This window comes from Bacillus sp. PAMC26543 (genome assembly GCF_014250375.1).
GTDB lineage: Bacteria > Bacillota > Bacilli > Bacillales > Bacillaceae > Bacillus > Bacillus halotolerans.
Map to the genome: position 1 here is coordinate 2,054,709 of NZ_CP060193.1, position 17,784 is coordinate 2,072,492.

Here is a 17,784-nt window from a genome sequence, read left to right on the forward strand (position 1 = left end):
ATGCCTAGGATCTCTCAATAGGCATTAAATGTTAGTATCGATATCTTCATTTATTTTTTGACTTAGTTTCTGAATCTTCTTTTTAACATAAAAGGCCAGGGTGCTACCAACACCCCGGCTCTGTACAAAAAGCTGCCCATCAAAGGGCTTGCTCGATATGGTTTCTTGGTAGACCTATCCCTTTAGGTTCTGAGGCTCAAGGGAGGTCTATTTTTTATTTATATACGTCAACAGGGCGATTATAACCGACTCGAATGAAAGACATTAGCATTAATGCCTGGAATATTGACATAGCATCACCCCCTTTCGTTAGGGGATGATCAAGACTCCCTTGAGTGAGCAAACTTTACAGGAAATATTTATACATAAATGTCCTTGTCGTTAAACATTCATAATATATTGACAACGTGAAAGGAGCTTGCAAAATGCAGGTTCTATTTTGTATTCGGTTATTAAAACCTTTGATATATTGTCTATAAAAATTCAATTTGAATATGGAAACAATACAAGAATAAAAGTTGGATGTTGCTTTGTTTATTGGTCATTTTTTCTTGTGAATACTTTTCATGTTCTTTCTATAGAATAAAGTTCCGACTTTTTTGTGACTAATGATAGCGGGAAATTAAAAAAGAACCTGTTGAAATAGCCCAGGTTCTTTTTATATTGCACAAAAATAGACACGGTGATATAATCAGACTACGTGTGCTTTCTGTGTAAAAAATTATAGATATCAATCTTATATTTTTATTATATCATGCTGGAAAGCTCTTTGTCAATTATTATTTTTGAAGGGGAGATGTAGAATGAGTTCTTTGGTCCTTGGTTTTCACGAAATTGAAAAAACACAGCATTTGCTTGTTGGAGGAAAAGGGTTAAATTTAGGGGAATTATCAAAAATTCAAGGTCTACAAGTACCAGAAGGATTTTGTGTCACAACAGTAGGATATCAAAAAGCCGTCGAACAAAACGAAATGTTACAAGTGTTGTTGGATCAATTGGCCATGCTAAAAGTTGAGGATCGAGATCAAATTGGTAAAATCAGCAGAAAGATTCGACAAATCATTATGGAAGTAGAAATTCCTTCCGATGTTGTGAAAGCAGTTGCTCACTATCTCTCCCAGTTTGGTGAGGAACATGCCTATGCTGTGCGTTCGAGTGCAACTGCTGAAGATTTACCACATGCTTCTTTTGCCGGTCAGCAAGATACCTATTTAAATATTATCGGCAAAGAAGCGATCTTGCTGCATATCAGCAAATGCTGGGCTTCCCTATTTACGGATCGCGCGGTAATCTACCGCATGCAAAATGGATTCGACCATACCCAAGTTTATTTATCCGTTATCATTCAAAGGATGGTTTTCCCACAGACTTCGGGGATTTTATTTACCGCTGATCCAATCACTTCCAACAGAAAGGTGTTATCCATCGATGCCGGTTTTGGACTTGGTGAAGCACTGGTCTCTGGCTTGGTATCTGCCGATTGTTATAAAGTACAGGATGAGCAAATCGTCGATAAGATGATAGCAACCAAAAAATTGGCTATCTATGGACGAAAAGAAGGAGGAACAGAAACACAGCAAATCGATCCTAATCAGCAAAAGACTCAAACACTGACTGATGAACAAATTTTACAACTGGCACGCACCGGGAGACAGATCGAAGCTCATTTTGGTTGCCCTCAAGATATCGAATGGTGTTTGGTTGACGATACTTTTTATATTGTCCAGAGTCGTCCAATCACAACTTTATACCCCTATCCCTGAAGCGAGTGATCAAGAAAATCACGTCTATATCTCTGTTGGTCATCAACAAATGATGACGGATCCCATAAAACCACTGGGATTGTCTTTTTTTCTGTTGACGACTTCTGCACCCATGCATAAAGCTGGTGGAAGGTTATTTGTTGATGTCACACATAATCTGGCATCACCTGACAGCAGAGAATTTTTATTAAATGGCATGGGACAACACGATCCGCTCTTAAAAGACGCACTTATGACAACAATTGACCGACGGGATTTCATTAAGTCGATACCAAATGATAAAACAGCAACGATTCCCAACCGAAGTAACAATACAGATATGCTGGTACAATTCGAGAACGATCCAACAATCGTTTCTGATTTGATTAAGCGTAGTCAAACATCGATAGAAGAGTTAAAACAAAACATCCAAACGAAATCGGGATCGGATTTGTTTGATTTTATTCTCGAAGATATCCAGCAATTAAAGAAGATCTTATTTGACCCACAAAGTTCGGCTGTGTTTATGGCTGCTATAAATGCTACATCATGGATTAACGAAAAAATGAACGAGTGGTTAGGCGAAAAAAACGCAGCAGATACGCTTTCTCAATCTGTACCTCATAATATTACTTCAGAAATGGGTCTTGCGCTATTGGACGTCGCAGACGTGATACGTCCTTATCCAGAAGTAATTGCTTATTTACAGCATGTAAAAAATGATCACTTTTTGGATGAACTGGTTGAGTTTAAAAATGGACAGAAAATCCAAGACGCTATTTATGCTTATCTCAACAAATACGGAATGCGATGTGCCGGAGAAATTGATATTACAAGAACTCGATGGAGCGAAAAACCAACTACACTTGTCCCAATGATTCTTAATAATATCAAAAACTTTGAGCCTAATGCCAGCCATCGGAAATTTGAACAAGGGCGACAGGAGGCTTTGAAGAAAGAACAAGAGTTATTAGATCGATTGAAGCAATTACCGGATGGTGAACAAAAAGCCAAAGAAACCAAACGAATGATCGACATAATCCGGAATTTCATCGGTTATCGGGAATATCCAAAATACGGCATGGTTAATCGCTACTTCGTTTATAAGCAAGCTTTACTGAAAGAAGCCGAACAACTCGCAAAAGTGGGCGTTATTCATGAAAAAGAAGATATATACTATCTCACTTTTGAAGAACTTCACGAAGTCGTACGCACAAATAAACTGGATTACCAAATCATAAGCAAACGAAAAGACGAGTATAAATTATATGAAAAACTATCTCCACCACGTGTTATCACGTCTGATGGTGAAATCATGACAGGCGAGTACAAACGAGAAAATCTCCCAGCCGGAGCGATTGTAGGTCTACCTGTTTCCTCCGGAGTTATAGAGGGGCGAGCACGTGTCATCTTAAACATGGAAGATGCTGATCTAGAAGCTGGAGATATATTAGTCACTTCCTTTACTGATCCTAGCTGGACACCATTGTTTGTATCCATAAAAGGCCTAGTCACCGAAGTTGGTGGACTGATGACCCATGGAGCAGTTATAGCGCGTGAATATGGCTTACCTGCAGTTGTTGGAGTTGAAAATGCTACCAGACTAATCAAAGACGGGGAACGAATTCGTGTGAATGGAACAGAAGGGTACATTGACATATTGTAATGGCTCATCAATTAAGATCTTGTCATAATGGACGGCCTTAAATGGATAAAAGAACGGTTATACTGTTCATTCTTTTATCTCTTGAGCAGAGATAAGGACACTTAGTGAATGTTGAATATTTGATGGCTTGCTACACACATTGAGGCCTTAGCTATTCTTCGACAAGATTAGAGAATCGATGAAATATACAAAAATGGGAAAATGATACTCTAACAATAAGCAAAGTCGGATCCCCATAGAGTGGGGATCCAGCTTTTTTATGTAATAATTGCTTAGCGTGGGAAATCCGCATTGCAGGAAAAGAAGATCCTGAAGACATGGTCAAAGCAATTCAAAGCAGCATGTGGAGAGAATTTGGCCTAATGTGCACAGTAGGCATTGGAGATAACATGTTACTCAGTATGCTTGCGCTTGACCTGGAGAGTAAGAAAACGAAGAGTGAGATTACACGTTGGAGATATGAAGATGTGCCAAATAAGGCTTTAGAATGTTCATTCGTTGTTGTCTAAAATGTGGGGATAGGAGGGAGGGTAGAAAGGAACCTGAACCGAATGGGGATATCGACTGTAGGCCAGTTAGCCAAGTTTCCCTTAGAGCTGCTTGAACAAAGTTCAGAATAAAGGGTAACAAGTTGTTGTACATAAGAGTTAAAACCCTTCTCAATGAGAAGGGCTAAACATTAAACAAAAAACTTGGTTGGTTGAATAGAAGTAATATTCCTTTTAGCTTCATGGAATTCTTGGTCATTCGAGGATGAAAAGCCACTAAACACTGCTAATCCAACGACAACTGACAAGGTGGCTAATGCAAGTTTAAATTTCATATAAACACTCTCCTCTTTGTATTTGGATTCGGGCATCCACCATGACGTCAAAAAAGGTGGTTGAGTTTTCAAATTGCCCTATCTCTTTACAATAATTAGCCGTGTCGAGTGCTAATTCCTCTAAATCTGGATACATAACATTATCTTTAAGTACAGAAAAAGTTTGAAAAACTGTGCGTTTATCTATAGAGTCGATATATAAAGCCTTTAAGTAATTAAACTCAGCAACTAAGACATCATCGTTTATGGCTTGCGCTTTCTCGATTCCTTTTTTATAAAGAATAAAGGCTTTTTCAATATCTTTCATTTTAAAGTAAATTTGTGTAAGCGTAAATAACGTGTGAGGGAGAAGATCACTTTTATCGGTTTCGTACAATGAGACTGCTTGCTCAATATATTCAGCAGCTTTGTCATACTCTTTCATTTTATAATAACAGTTCCCCAAATTATATAAAGATGCCCCAATTAGTTTGTGCTTGTTTATGGCTTTTGAGTCTTTTAAGGCTCTCTGAAGATGGGGAACTGCTTTTTCATGACTTTCCAGATCATCAAAGTTGCCTGCTACAACAAATGCACATTGTATTCGGCGAACAGTATAAGTTTTTTGGTCTTTATAAATGTTAAGGGCTGTTTCAGCATAGTGCATTGATACATGGGTTTGTTTCATGTGATAATACACTTCAGCCATTTTGAAATAAAACTCAGCTCGTTCAATTTCGTCTGTTACTAAAGCAAGCTTTTTCTCAGCAATTTTATATGACCTTATTGCTCTTATATATTCCTTCTTATCAAATTCGTACATTCCTCTAAAGAAATTGCAGTAGTATTCTAGTACACCTTTCAGTTTTGTTTGGCTGCTTTCGATCTTTTCTAATAAGTCTGAAATTTTAGGGCGTTCTTCATTCAATGACTTAGGTTCAAGGTAATCCAGCATTAGCTGATGACGAAAACACATTAGAGAATAATACAGCAATAAGTCTTGATCTTCCTTCATATGTTTTATTTCTTCTTCAACCTCTGCTTTTAATATCTCAGCATCTGGAACGGCGAACATCCGTATGTATTTATACCACTCATTGATTTTAACTCCAACCGTGGATGACGGAATTAATTGCTCCATTGAAATCCCTCCCTCTATGTATCCAATAGACTAAATATGTAATATTTTATCATATTTAAGTGTTTAAGGAAGATTAACGTTTTCTTAAAAAGCGAAAAAAATACCCTCCTCGATTAAGAGAAGGGTAGGGGTTTTATCTCGGTGAATCATAATCCATTGCTTGTTCACTATCAGAAATACCTTGAGAGTTGTCGGGTCAACAATGATTCCCATTGCAGTTAAAAAAGTTAGAAGTGCATTAAATTTCTCTGTCAAATTGTCACCCAATACCGTCAAGTCGTATATCTTACACGATCCTAGTACTTATATTACATCTAAGGGTTAATCAGTCGAGATCATTGAGGAATCAAAATATAGCCAAGTGATTGTTATTACTCAGCGCAACAGAAAAGAAGGAACCAGCAAAAGTAGATATTACGGTTGATTTCATACATAAAAGATCACATAGGAAGAAACACCTTGCTTAAAACAAGAAAAAGGAGCTAAAAAGCCCCTTATAAGTTTAAATAACTTTTGTATAAATAGCCTTATAAAACCCTATTGAGTAATCAAAATAATAATTTGTAAGAGTATAAGTATAACCATTGTATTCAAGAGAAGGCTTGAAGTTTGGTATGGGACTAAGCTGATATATGGTATCGTACTCATATTCATCATTTTTCACAACAACTTCAGATGAAACATTCGTTGCCAAGGCAGGAACAGCGGATATTAGCATGCCGAATGTTAAAGCAGAACTCAATAAAATTTTTCGAGGGTTCAATTATATCAACTCCATTTACATATTATGCATTTATTATGCAATATATGGAGTTTATTTGGAAGTGAATGAAGGATCATAAAAGCCTATTTATTTTCAAAATCGTGGTTTTAAACAAATTAGGGGGAAACGAATGAATCAAGATATTCAGCTTTTGAAAGACCTCCAAACTGAATTGAAAACGCAGGATCATGGCTCTCAAGCTGCACCGCGGTTTGTTTATAGGAGATTATAAATGAATTAGGACTTCAGATGATGATGATGCGGAACGCTGTTCTGTTTACATCCCTGAAGATGGCGAATCTTATGACCTGGAAAGTTATCTAAAGGACATCAAGGAGAATGATGAATTGTCTTCAGAAGCGGTGGAAGATATAGAGTGTGAGGCTTCCGCATTAGATTGGATATATGAATATGTAGACAGTGGCGCTGATCTGATCCAGAAACAGAGGTTTATTACATTTATCAAAATACAATGTTTCTAACTAAAGCGGAGGCAAAACAGCACATAAAACAAAATCATTACCACTATACGAAAAAGGTTCATACGGGCTATGACAGCTTGGAGAGCACCAAAAGTTGAAAGGTTGCTTAAAATTCTCGAAACGTTTGATTGGAGTTCAATCACGATATCTAAATAAAAGATAGTTTTTATATAGTTGAGCTGTTGAAACGACCGCAATAATAACTAATATTTGCCAATGGGTCGTCCTTGCAAGAGACTTATTAAATCGTTCATCTAATGTTATATTGCTTGATGAATTTGATAAAGCTCCTGCAGTATTTCATAGCGCATTTTATCAAATGTTTGATGAAGGCATTTTAGTTGATAAACACTATGTAGCAGATATTTCAAAAGCAATCATTATCTGCACTTCTAACTATAAATCTAGAGAAGAAATTAAAAAGTCATGAGGAGAAGCCTTATATTCCAAGTTTGATCACTTTATTGAATTCGAACTAATATTAAAAGAGGCACAACTAGAATTAATTGAAAAAAGTTATATAAAAATGATACAATTTTTCTCAAAGAAGGAGAAATAAGTAATGGAAGATGATGTTTTTAAATCTATAATTGACCTAGCGGGCAGTTTAACAATGTAAGAGAAATTGAGCGGGAAACCCAGAAGTTGATGTGTAGTGTTTTAATTTAAGGAGCTATAAAAAGCTATTGTTTTTAAATAGAAAGAAAAAGGTTAAGACATTCCTGGGAAAAAGTCTAAATAAAACTACGATTTTAAGAGAAGGGAGACTTGCTATCAATATGAATGTTAAAAATGCTGCAGCTATTTTTTCAATCGCTATTCCAATTATCTGAGCTATCTATTAATTTTTTTATGGGAGTTATTTCAATTCCATGGCAAAGTATGCCGATGTTTTTTCATTATTGCTTTCTTCTATAGGAATGATTTTGGCGTTGGTTTCAATAAAGTCAAATAAACGGTGTGCATATTTGGATTAGTCTTAAATGCAATTATGTTTCTATTTCCTTTTTTCTGGTTTATAGGCGGGATTTTGTTATTTGAAGTTTAAAATTTATAATGACGTGAAAATCGATGAAGATCTAGCAATTTGGATAACTGAATAACAATTCTTTTTTTAAGAAAAGATTTGAGCTATATTTTTTGGAGGTTAAAGCTTTGAGTTTTAATAAAAAAAATGTCGCTAAATATAGTCTTACACTAGCGCTCTCATGCATTACATACGGGATTATTATTGGGTTTTATGGTTTTGCTTATTCTAATTTCGAACCTTGGATGCTGATAACAATTTTCATCATACCATTTTATGCATTCATCCCATATACAGTATTTGCTATTCCATTGCAAATATTACTTCGAAAAAAAGTAAAGAAATTCAGTGTGAAGTACTTATTAATTTATATCGTAGTAGCGCTAATCGCATTATTCTTGTTCTCCTTAGCCAGTGATCCAACTTATGTGCTTACTGAGGTTCAACATGTGAACTTTTATTATTTGAGTTTTGTAGCAGCGGCGGTGTACTGGTTCTGGGATTCAGTATTTATAAAGAATCAAGAAAAGATTTAATATTACAACGTTCTAAACAACAAGTAATAAGGCTGTTGAAGAAAAAGCTTATGGCAATTAACTAAAAGAACAGGGGATATGAATGGAAATTTTAATTAGGCAAGAGCTCACTGAAGAATATCATACGTCTGAAGAAATGATTAAAAGAGCTTTTTCAAATGTAGAATATAGCGACAAGAAAGAACACATACTTGTAAATAAAATTAGAAAATCAGATGCATTCATTCCTGAACTTTCATTGGTCGCATTACATCAAGATAAAGATATCGTAGGTCATATCCTTTTATCTAAAATCAAAATCATAGATGGCGATAACGCAGTCGATTCTTTGGCACTTGCTCCAGTTTCTGTTGCGCCTGAGAACCAGAAAAAAGGAATCGGGAGTCAATTAATTCGTGCTGCGTTAAAAAAAGCAATAGAGCTTGGTTATCGTTCAGTAATTGTTTTAGGACATAAAGATTATTATCCGAAGTTTGGTTTTAAGCCAGCTAGCTTATGGAATATAAAAGCCCCCTTTGAGGTGCCTGATGAAGTATTTATGGCTCTGGAATTAGCAGATCATTCTCTTGAAGATGTGCAAGGTGTCGTTCATTATTCAGAAGCTTTTATGGGGTGAAAGCTAGATGATTGATTAGAAATTGATAAAAAAGAGGTTATCCCTAAAATTGTCATTTTGTGGATAGCCTCTTTTTTTGTGTAAAGAGCTTTAAAAATGAAAAAGAAAGCTGCAAAGTGATATGAATGAAAATAATAAAGACGCGAGTATCGAATCATTAAACCGGAAAGTCAAGCGATTAGAGCAAGGATTTACGTGACCAATTAAAGGCGTACACAGAAGTCTACAAGGAGCCTACCCTTTGTTGTTTGTAAGGGGCCCAGATTGTTGTATAAGGATAGTATTTAAAGAGGTTATTATTGTCTTAATATCGAATAAAGATTAAGTGAAATTATTTTTGATGGGAGTTATTTTAATGCATATAACAACAAAAAGGTTATTGATACGTGAATTTGAATTCAAAGATTGGAAAGCTGTATATGAGTATACGTCAGATATTAATGTTATGAAGTATATACCAGAAGGGGTTTTTACTGAAGAAGATGCAAAAGCATTTGTAAATAAAAACAAAGGTGATAACGCAGAAAAATTTCCTGTAATACTAAAAGATGAAAATTTTCTTATCGGCCATATTGTTTTTTATAAGTATTTTGGTGAACATACATATGAGATTGGGTGGGTGTTTAATCCGAATTATCAAAATAGAGGATATGCTTCTGAAGCAGCACAAGCTATCTTGGAATATGGATTTAAAGAAATGAACATACATAGGATTATAGCTACGTGTCAACCTGAGAATATTCCATCATACCGAGTTATGGAGAAGATTGGAATGAGAAGAGAAGGCTTTTTTAAAAAATGTATTCCTAAAGGCAATGAATGGTGGGATGAATATTATTACGCTATTTTAGAGGAAGAGTGGAATTGAACTATATTGAAGGCAGAAACATTGGCGATACAAACAAAATACCAAATGGCAGGAGACATTCTTAAATGCAGGGCATTTTATTTGAGACAATTCTAGGAGGATATATTTACTAATGTGTAAACCAACGCAACGGTGAACATGAAATATGAAATATAAGAAATTGCTTTTGACGAACTTGCTTTATGTTTTTGGAAAGTATATATAATTGCAAAACCCAAAAAGAAAACAGTCACAAACCAAGAAGTGTATTCAGGAAAGATTGCGACCAGCAACACGATGATCGTTGAAAAAATAAATGAAGAGTAATGAGTAACTTTTTGATCATTATTCAAAGAAATCACCTGATAAATTTTTACCCATTTTAATGTGTATCAAAACATTATTCAAAAAGGAGATTAGAAAAATGCAGATATTATTTCTGATGTTAATCAACATTAATTAAATGAACAAAAGGAAGAGCATGTTTTGAAAAAAAAAATCATCGAAACATGCTTTTATATTTTGTAATAGGTTAACTTCGTTATAAAGGCTGCTTACATTTGCGGAGGTTCCAAACCGAATTTTGTCCATTCCTCTTTAGCTGGACCATAAATACCTGGAACAGTTAATCCTGCTTGTCTCATAAGAACAGTCATTTGTCCTCGATGGTGATTTTGATGTTGAATCAAAAACATCAAAAGTGAACCATTTGGCAATTGTTGACCAATAAAGTTGATACGTTCTTGAAGTGTATGATCAGTCCATTGGGTTTTTAATGCCTGTACAAACGCATTACTGGCTTGATGATAGCTGTCTGCTATAAACTGAGCCGAAGTAGGAACAGGATAATCTTCAGCAGGGGCATGAAACGTTAAGTCTGTGTTTGAGGTAATAATGCGAATGGCAGCAACAGTATGCCAAGCAATACGGCCTAAAGTCCAATTTTGTGAAGTTATTTCTTGTTTAAGTGATTCATCAGTTAGACTATTTAGTAGTTTCTGTGTAGCGTCGGCTTCGAACTCCCAAGATTTTAAAAAATGGTCTAAGGTTTGAAACACAAAAATCCTCCTTATGATGTTTTGTTTTCTTTTTATAGTTTAATTATACCTGCCCGTTTAGTTAAAAAGAACAAAACTTTAGACAAGAATTTTCTGAGGAAAAGAAGGCATCGCAACATTCTTATAGACGTCACGACTTTATTTCAAAGTCACATGAATTTCAGCTACCACTGAAGATTGAATAAATCCTTTTGTTAGTTATTAGGGGATTCAGAATATACCGCTGGGTTGAATGATACTGCAGATGATATGTGTTAAAGCAGAGATTGAAAAAGAGTTCGCCATCTGTGATTACATTAAAAAGCTATATGAAGAACAAAAGAGCTGGGGAGTATGAAGTTCTTTAAGTGTAACGCCATCAAAAATAAAGAAGGAGTTTACCTGACATATAATGAATTATTATAGTAGGAAAGAGAAAAAATTTACAGCAAAGGGAGGAATGAGTTGGTAATGAAGGGTTTTATCAAAGGCGCTGTTCTAACTGCTGTTCTAAGTGTGGGTGCTACTTTATTTGCAGGTGATGTATCTGCACACGGGTATATAAAAGAACCTGCTAGTAGAGCGTACATGGGATCATTAGAAAAACAAATAATTGGTTGGACTGCAGCTACACAAAAGTATGGTTCTGTAGTTGATAATCCTCAATCGGTAGAAGGACCTAAAGGGTTTCCAGCCGGAGGTCCGCCAGATGGAAAAATTGCATCGGCAAATGGAGGCTTTGGTCAAATTGACTTTGGGTTAGACAGGCAGACTGCAGATCATTGGGTAAAACAAAACATGCATGGAGGTCTAAACACCTTTACTTGGCACTATACTGCTCCTCACGCAACATCAAAGTGGCACTATTATATAACCAAGAAAGATTGGAATCCAAACAAACCATTAACAAGAGATGAGTTTGAATTAATTGGAACAGTAGATCACGATGGTTCAAAGGCAGATACTAATCTTTCTCATAAGATTTATGTACCAACTGATCGCAGTGGTTATCATGTCATTTTAGGGGTGTGGGACGTTGCGGATACCTCTAATGCCTTTTATAACGTAATTGATGTAAACCTAATACAATGATGTTGAACCTCCATCGAACAAATCTTAATCCCAATGAACAAGAATATGAGGCTTAATCAGAAAATTGCCATCAAATCTGGAACAGTGTATACCGCTAAGGTTTTAACAGCTGCCAATAGTTGGACTATATCAGATAAGCTATCACCAGCTAGTGAAACGTTTGCTGTAACAACGAAGGAAACTGTTACGGAACCGGGAGAACACAGAGTGTTTGAGTGTGGAAGTACGAAAATCAGCTATCTATTGCAGATCGGTTAGATGTTCGTGCATCTGCCGATCTTTTTTAAATTTTAATTGAAGTCTACTCAATACATAGAATAGAATGGCATTAAGCTTCTTCACTTCCTTGATAATAACGAATAGAAAACCATTAAGATAAACCCTATTTTCGGGATATGAGAAAAGAATTAAGCGCAGTGTGATCTGAGGCAAGGTTTGAAGCATCTCTCAAAATTAAATAAAGCGTTGTTGAAGCATAGCACGGAGACAATGACGTCTTAATATATTTTTTAATAAAAATACGATTTTAAAGAGAACGGAGATTTACTTTTAATATGAATTTTAAAAAAGCTGCAGTCATCTTTTCATTTGCTTTTCCAATTAGTTCAGCTATATTAATAATTAATTTTTTGACTGGGATTATTTCAATGCCGTGGCAAGGAATGCCGGTATTGTTCCCTTTATTACTCTCACCTATAGGGATAATGCTTGCGTTAGTTTCAATAAAGACAAATAAACGGTGGGCTATATGGGGAATCATTTTAAATTCAATTTTGTTACTATTCCCTTTCTTCTTTTTTATAGGTGGAACTTTGTTATTCGGAGTCTAATTTTTAAAAAGACGTGAAAATCGATGAAGATTTTGAACAATTGGATAACTGGTTAAAAAGGATACATGGTAGGGGGTGCTGATTTGAGCCTCAATCAAAAGACGTTAAACAGTTATGTTTATACTCTGGTATTCTCGAGTTTGTCATATGGTCTAGTCTTTGGCTTGTATATGTTTGTTTATTCGGGATTTATGGCGATCGCCTTAATCACAATAGGCATCATTGCATTCTACTCTTTTATCACTTACTTAATCTTTGCTTTTCCCTTACAATTATTACTAAGAAGAAATCCCAGAAAGTTCAGTTTGATCCATTTTTTAATTTATACTGCAGTAGCTTTTTTGGCTGTGTTCGTGTTCTGGTTTGTTGATTATCCGCCTAGTGCTCTTACAGTGTTCAGGAGCTTAAATTATTACATAATGAGCATTGCCGCTGCGTTAATTTATTGGTTCTGGGATTCCATATGCCTGCGGAATTAGTTTATTTACTATTTAAATTATGCATTTCACAACGTTCACAACAAGTATAAAAGCCGCTGATCCGAACAACAAATACGCAGACCTTGTTTGTTTCTCTGAAAGTGTCTCCACTCCCATTAAAACAAAGAGAAATGCAACTAATACTTGGAGAGAAACCAAGAGGAATTCACTTTGATGATATAAAGAATATACGCATAGGATTAAAGCTGCACATGAGATCAAAATTTTTGAAGCTTTAAGCAAAGAACCACTCCTTGAAAGTTTTTTTAAACCATAACACGGTATGAGCTTTTATTGGAGAGGAAAAGGGGTCATGATAAAAGAAGTGTTTTATTTAAAATTGGGGGAGTTGACTTGAACATTTTTATTTAATTTCCATATTTATAGCTATTTTTGGCGGCTCTTATGCAGGTTACAAAAGGAATAAAAAGAAAGAGCTTAAACAAGAAAAGTAAAGTATATAAGTTTCTGGAAACGGACTGTGAGAAATCTGAAAGAGTATTAAGTTAAATGCTCTTTTCTATTCCACATCTCCGGCATTCATGTAAGAATACACCGCCTTTGCAGAGTTCTTGAATAAAGCTAATCGCCATTGTCGCAGGGTAAGGAGTGTTTATTTGTATTGGAATAGAGCGGAAAGAGAATGGTGAGTCAAAAAGCATGGCAGCTGAGAGGGTTTGTAGAGCGGGCTGCTATACTTGTAGACCTGTATCAAAAAAAGCGGTTTAATATTGGAAACGGATTTAAAAAGGGTGAAAAGCTATCAAAACATTAGTTGTATTATCCAGTTTTATGGGGATTGTGTTATCAATTATTGGACAAATATTTGGAACCCTAACCGATTTCTTTATTCCAGGCATTGCTCGGTTTATAGGGGTTTTAGCGGGTATTCTAGTATTACTTAGTTTGAAGTCAAGAAATACAGAAATGCAGGCTTTTATAGTAGGTTCAAGCACTGCGTTAGGAATAATGGGAGCAGGAATTTTATATTTTCCAGCTGCGATGATCAATGTCTTAATTGGTTTCAAGCTAAACAAAAAGTTAAAAGAAGAGAACACTAAGGAGCAGTTCTGAATAGACTGCTTTTTGTTTTATTCAAGTGAAGTTTATATGAATTTAAAATTTTACAGGGTTCTTAGAAGGAATGAAATCTTTTTGAAGAGAATAATCAGGATATTTGAGAAACTGACTGTTAAAAAAAGCAATAATCAATATTTGCTGCAGGAATTTAAATTTTCTGAAAAAACATTGAAAAAGTTGATAGGATTTTATAATATTAAGTCAAGTTAGTTTGTCCAATCAACAAACTAATGAAGGTGACTTTATTAGTTCCGTAAGATAAGGTTATTTCTAAATATAAGGGGGGAATAAAAGGCTCGATTCAATTGGAGCTAAACAATATATAAAACAAAAGAGTGTATCTTTAATCCTTTCCCAAGTATACGAGTGCAACGAAAAAAGATGAATTTACTGCTTGCTGATCAGATCATTTTGTACGATGAAGAATAATCTGTGAAGTTAAACCACTCATATTTTTTGTGATTTTTTGAAAGCGCTTTTATAAACAATTACCAGCTGAGGTGAGTTTGGAAAATTTTTATACCATTTCATACTGTTCCTTATTTAATGATCGAAAAGGGAGGAAAAATCATGGTCAGTGAAAATTTAAAGAAGATTAGCATGACTGAAAAAGTTGGCTATGCTTCTGGAGATTTTGCATGTAATTTAATTTATGCAACGGTGTCTACTTATCTTTTGTTCTTCTATACAGATGTATTTGGTTTATCGGCAGCAGCAGCCGGTACCATGTTCTTAGTGGTTAGAATCATCGACGCTCTCGCTGATCCTTTTATTGGAACGGTAGTAGACAGAACAAATAGCAGGTTTGGACGCTTTAGACCGTATCTTTTATTCGGAGCTTTCCCATTTGTAGTACTTGCATTACTCTGTTTTACAACTCCAGATTTTTCAGACATGGGGAAATTAATATATGCCTATATGACCTATGTTGGTTTGTCGCTTACATACACAACCATAAACGTTCCATATGGCGCGTTAACTTCTGCAATGACTAGAAATAATCAAGAAGTTGTTAGTATAACATCTGTTCGTATGTTATTTGCGAATCTTGGGGGACTTGTCGTTGCATTTTTTGTTCCCTTATTGGCTGCCTATTTAAGCGATACTTCCGGCAACGAATCTCTTGGCTGGCAGCTAACCATGGGTATTTTGGGAATGATAGGCGGGTGCCTTTTAATCTTTTGTTTTAAAAGCACAAAAGAGCGTGTCACTCTTCAAAAGTCTGAGGAGAAAATTAAATTATCGGATATATTTGAGCAATTTCATGTGAATCGCCCACTTGTTGTATTAAGCATTTTCTTTATTATTATTTTTGGAGTGAATTCAATAAGTAATTCAGTTGGCATCTATTATGTGACATATAACTTGGGAAGAGAGGATTTAGTGAAGTGGTACGGTTTGATTGGAAGTTTGCCTGCTTTGGTCATTTTACCGTTTATTCCAAGGCTTCATCAATTATTGGGGAAGAAAAAACTACTAAACTATGCATTATTACTGAATATTATCGGCCTCTTAGCTTTACTATTTGTTCCGCCAAGCAATGTATATCTAATACTCTTCTTTCGATTAATTGCTGCTGCCGGAAGTCTCACTGCCGGGGGATATATGTGGGCGCTCATTCCTGAAACAATAGAATATGGAGAGTATAGGACTGGGAAAAGAATGGGTGGGCTCATATATGCTATTATCGGATTTTTCTTTAAATTCGGTATGGCACTGGGAGGGATTGTTCCTGGGTTGGTTTTAGATAAGTTTGGATACGTGGCAAATCAAACACAAACCCCGGAGGCATTAACGGGAATTTTAATTACAGCAACAATCATTCCCGTGTTCTTGCTGGTTCTAGCCATGATTGATATTAATTTCTATAACTTAGATGAAGAGAAATACAAAAAAATGGTACGAGAATTAGAGAATAGAGATAAAATTTATTTGGATAATATTGAGGAATTCAAGGCATGAAAATGGCACCAAATAAGAGAAGCCTATTAAGAAAATAGCTGAGGAGGAGTTCAAATGAAGATTATCAATCCAGTACTTAAAGGATTCAATCCCGATCCAAGTATTTGTAGGGCAGGAGAGGATTATTATATCGCTGTATCTACATTCGAGTGGTTTCCAGGTGTCCAGATACATCATTCAAAAGATTTAGTGAATTGGCACTTAGTCGCACATCCATTACAAAGAGTTTCACAATTAGATATGAAAGGAAACCCTAATTCAGGCGGGGTTTGGGCACCATGTTTAAGTTATAGTGACGGAAAGTTTTGGCTGATCTATACGGATGTTAAGGTAGTAGATGGCGCTTGGAAAGATTGTCATAATTATTTAGTTACTTGTGAAACGATTAATGGTGATTGGGGGGATCCGATCAAATTAAATAGCTCAGGATTTGATGCTTCTTTGTTCCATGATACGGATGGAAAAAAATATTTATTAAATATGTTATGGGATCAGCGTATTGATCGGCATTCATTTGGAGGAATTGTCATACAGGAATATTCTGATGAGGAGAAAAAATTAATTGGTAAACCGAAAGTTATTTTTAAAGGGACCGACAGAAAACTAACAGAAGCTCCGCACCTTTATCATATCGGGAACTATTATTATTTATTGACTGCAGAAGGAGGAACACGGTTTGAACACGCTGCTACAATTGCCCGTTCTACAAATATTGAGGGTCCATATGAAGTTCATCCCGATAATCCAATCTTAACATCATGGCATGATCCTGGAAATCCATTGCAAAAATGCGGTCATGCATCCATTGTTCAAACACATACAGATGAGTGGTATTTAGCTCATTTAACGGGCCGTCCTATTCATCCTGACGATGATTCAATTTTTCAGCAGAGAGGATATTGCCCTTTAGGCAGAGAAACAGCTATTCAAAAACTGGATTGGAAAGATGATTGGCCTTATGTAGTAGGTGGAAAAGAAGGAAGCTTGGAGGTAGAAGCGCCTTCTATACCTAATACAATGTTTCAAGCAACGTACCCGGAAGTTGATGAATTTGAGGACTCAACATTAAATATAAATTTTCAAACTTTAAGGATCCCGTTTACGAATGAATTAGGTTCATTAACTCAAGTGCCAAATCATTTACGATTATACGGCCATGAATCATTAACCTCGACATTTACTCAGGCATTTGTAGCCAGGCGTTGGCAAAGCCTCCATTTTGAAGCGGAAACGGCTGTTGAGTTTTATCCGGAGAACTTTCAACAAGCCGCTGGATTGGTGAACTATTACAATACAGAGAACTGGACGGCTCTTCAAGTCACGCATGATGAAGACCTTGGCCGTATTCTTGAATTAACAATATGTGATAACTTTTCTTTTTCACAACCATTAAAAAATAAAATTGTTATTCCAGATGAAGTAAAGTATGTATATTTAAAAGTAAATATTGAAAAGGAAAATTATTATTATTTTTATTCTTTTAACAAAGAAGATTGGCATAAAATTGACATTGCATTGGAATCGAAAAAATTATCAGATGATTACATCCGTGGAGGAGGATTTTTCACGGGAGCCTTTGTAGGGATGCAATGCCAAGATACCAGTGGTAATCATATTCCGGCCGACTTTAGATATTTTCGCTATAAAGAAAAATAATTTGTTTCATGAAAAAAGGAGACTTC

At 35.5% G+C, this 17,784-nt stretch carries 17 protein-coding genes and 3 pseudogenes; 13 read left to right on the forward strand and 7 right to left on the reverse strand.

Going from position 1 to position 17,784, the window contains the following annotated elements; genetic code table 11:
- Positions 1-803: 803 nt before the first annotated feature.
- A pseudogene (gene ppsA, locus H7F27_RS10690) lies at positions 804-3,408 on the forward strand (phosphoenolpyruvate synthase).
- Positions 3,409-3,701: 293 nt separating this feature from the next.
- Positions 3,702-4,048 (forward strand): annotated as a pseudogene (locus H7F27_RS10695) (UV damage repair protein UvrX); the annotation flags it as partial.
- A gap of 39 nt (positions 4,049-4,087) precedes the next feature.
- On the opposite strand, the gene H7F27_RS10700 reads toward H7F27_RS10695, so the two are convergent.
- The 4 genes from H7F27_RS10700 to H7F27_RS10715 all read right to left on the reverse strand — a co-directional run bounded on the left by H7F27_RS10700 (position 4,088) and on the right by H7F27_RS10715 (position 6,114).
- Positions 4,088-4,231 (reverse strand): hypothetical protein, encoded by a 144-nt coding sequence (locus H7F27_RS10700; RefSeq protein WP_024121692.1) that lies wholly within the window; start codon positions 4,229-4,231, stop codon positions 4,088-4,090.
- Positions 4,221-5,351 (reverse strand): response regulator aspartate phosphatase, encoded by a 1,131-nt coding sequence (locus H7F27_RS10705; RefSeq protein WP_024121691.1) that lies wholly within the window; start codon positions 5,349-5,351, stop codon positions 4,221-4,223. The genes H7F27_RS10700 and H7F27_RS10705 overlap by 11 nt, the downstream gene beginning before the upstream one ends.
- A 133-nt stretch (positions 5,352-5,484) precedes the next feature.
- Positions 5,485-5,529, reverse strand: coding sequence for a hypothetical protein (locus tag H7F27_RS21130; protein ID WP_372588338.1), 45 nt, complete (start codon positions 5,527-5,529; stop codon positions 5,485-5,487).
- Positions 5,530-5,853: 324 nt separating this feature from the next.
- Complete coding sequence (locus H7F27_RS10715) at positions 5,854-6,114, reverse strand: hypothetical protein (RefSeq protein ID WP_081638323.1); 261 nt, start codon at positions 6,112-6,114, stop codon at positions 5,854-5,856.
- A 747-nt stretch (positions 6,115-6,861) separates the two neighbouring features.
- Here H7F27_RS10715 and H7F27_RS10725 point away from each other — a divergent pair.
- The 5 genes and pseudogenes from H7F27_RS10725 to H7F27_RS10745 all read left to right on the forward strand — a co-directional run bounded on the left by H7F27_RS10725 (position 6,862) and on the right by H7F27_RS10745 (position 9,643).
- The gene (locus H7F27_RS10725) at positions 6,862-7,026 is read left to right on the forward strand and encodes an AAA family ATPase (protein WP_024121689.1); all 165 of its coding nucleotides are present in this window, start codon (positions 6,862-6,864) and stop codon (positions 7,024-7,026) included.
- 349 nt (positions 7,027-7,375) lie between these two features.
- Positions 7,376-7,644 (forward strand): annotated as a pseudogene (locus tag H7F27_RS10730) (hypothetical protein).
- A 107-nt stretch (positions 7,645-7,751) separates the two neighbouring features.
- Complete coding sequence (locus tag H7F27_RS10735; RefSeq protein ID WP_024121686.1) at positions 7,752-8,159, forward strand: UPF0715 family protein; 408 nt, start codon at positions 7,752-7,754, stop codon at positions 8,157-8,159.
- A gap of 82 nt (positions 8,160-8,241) precedes the next feature.
- Positions 8,242-8,775 (forward strand): GNAT family N-acetyltransferase, encoded by a 534-nt coding sequence (locus H7F27_RS10740; RefSeq protein WP_185847878.1) that lies wholly within the window; start codon positions 8,242-8,244, stop codon positions 8,773-8,775.
- Between the two features lie 355 nt (positions 8,776-9,130).
- Complete coding sequence (locus H7F27_RS10745) at positions 9,131-9,643, forward strand: GNAT family N-acetyltransferase (protein ID WP_024121684.1); 513 nt, start codon at positions 9,131-9,133, stop codon at positions 9,641-9,643.
- Positions 9,644-9,735: 92 nt separating this feature from the next.
- On the opposite strand, the gene H7F27_RS20855 is transcribed toward H7F27_RS10745, so the two are convergent.
- Both H7F27_RS20855 and H7F27_RS10750 read right to left on the reverse strand, forming a co-directional pair.
- Positions 9,736-9,975, reverse strand: a complete 240-nt coding sequence (locus H7F27_RS20855) for a hypothetical protein (RefSeq protein WP_249746143.1) — start codon at positions 9,973-9,975, stop codon at positions 9,736-9,738.
- Between the two features lie 201 nt (positions 9,976-10,176).
- Positions 10,177-10,680, reverse strand: coding sequence for a DinB family protein (locus H7F27_RS10750; RefSeq protein WP_024121683.1), 504 nt, complete (start codon positions 10,678-10,680; stop codon positions 10,177-10,179).
- A gap of 450 nt (positions 10,681-11,130) precedes the next feature.
- Here H7F27_RS10750 and H7F27_RS10755 point away from each other — a divergent pair, with 450 nt between their 5' ends.
- From H7F27_RS10755 to H7F27_RS10760, 3 genes are all read left to right on the forward strand, one after another.
- On the forward strand, positions 11,131-11,751 hold the full coding sequence (locus H7F27_RS10755) for a lytic polysaccharide monooxygenase auxiliary activity family 9 protein (protein WP_024121682.1): 621 nt from the start codon (positions 11,131-11,133) through the stop codon (positions 11,749-11,751).
- 554 nt (positions 11,752-12,305) lie between these two features.
- Positions 12,306-12,581 carry a hypothetical protein gene (locus H7F27_RS21065; RefSeq protein WP_313770539.1) on the forward strand — a complete coding sequence of 92 codons (276 nt, stop codon included), beginning with the start codon at positions 12,306-12,308 and terminating at the stop codon, positions 12,579-12,581.
- Positions 12,582-12,664: 83 nt separating this feature from the next.
- Positions 12,665-13,060: a UPF0715 family protein gene (locus H7F27_RS10760; RefSeq protein WP_185847879.1), complete on the forward strand. Its 396-nt coding sequence runs from the start codon at positions 12,665-12,667 to the stop codon at positions 13,058-13,060.
- A 12-nt stretch (positions 13,061-13,072) separates the two neighbouring features.
- On the opposite strand, the gene H7F27_RS20860 is transcribed toward H7F27_RS10760, so the two are convergent.
- A complete protein-coding gene (locus H7F27_RS20860) occupies positions 13,073-13,303 on the reverse strand; it encodes a hypothetical protein (protein ID WP_260627252.1) in 231 nt (76 codons plus the stop codon).
- Between the two features lie 549 nt (positions 13,304-13,852).
- On the opposite strand from H7F27_RS20860, the gene H7F27_RS10765 reads away from it, so the two are divergent.
- From H7F27_RS10765 to xynB, 3 genes are all read left to right on the forward strand, one after another.
- The gene (locus H7F27_RS10765; protein ID WP_253295275.1) at positions 13,853-14,134 is read left to right on the forward strand and encodes a hypothetical protein; all 282 of its coding nucleotides are present in this window, start codon (positions 13,853-13,855) and stop codon (positions 14,132-14,134) included.
- 576 nt (positions 14,135-14,710) lie between these two features.
- On the forward strand, positions 14,711-16,102 hold the full coding sequence (locus tag H7F27_RS10770) for an MFS transporter (RefSeq protein WP_103672498.1): 1,392 nt from the start codon (positions 14,711-14,713) through the stop codon (positions 16,100-16,102).
- A gap of 54 nt (positions 16,103-16,156) precedes the next feature.
- Positions 16,157-17,758 (forward strand): xylan 1,4-beta-xylosidase, encoded by a 1,602-nt coding sequence (xynB, locus tag H7F27_RS10775; RefSeq protein WP_185847880.1) that lies wholly within the window; start codon positions 16,157-16,159, stop codon positions 17,756-17,758.
- The last annotated feature ends 26 nt before the right edge of the window (positions 17,759-17,784 follow it).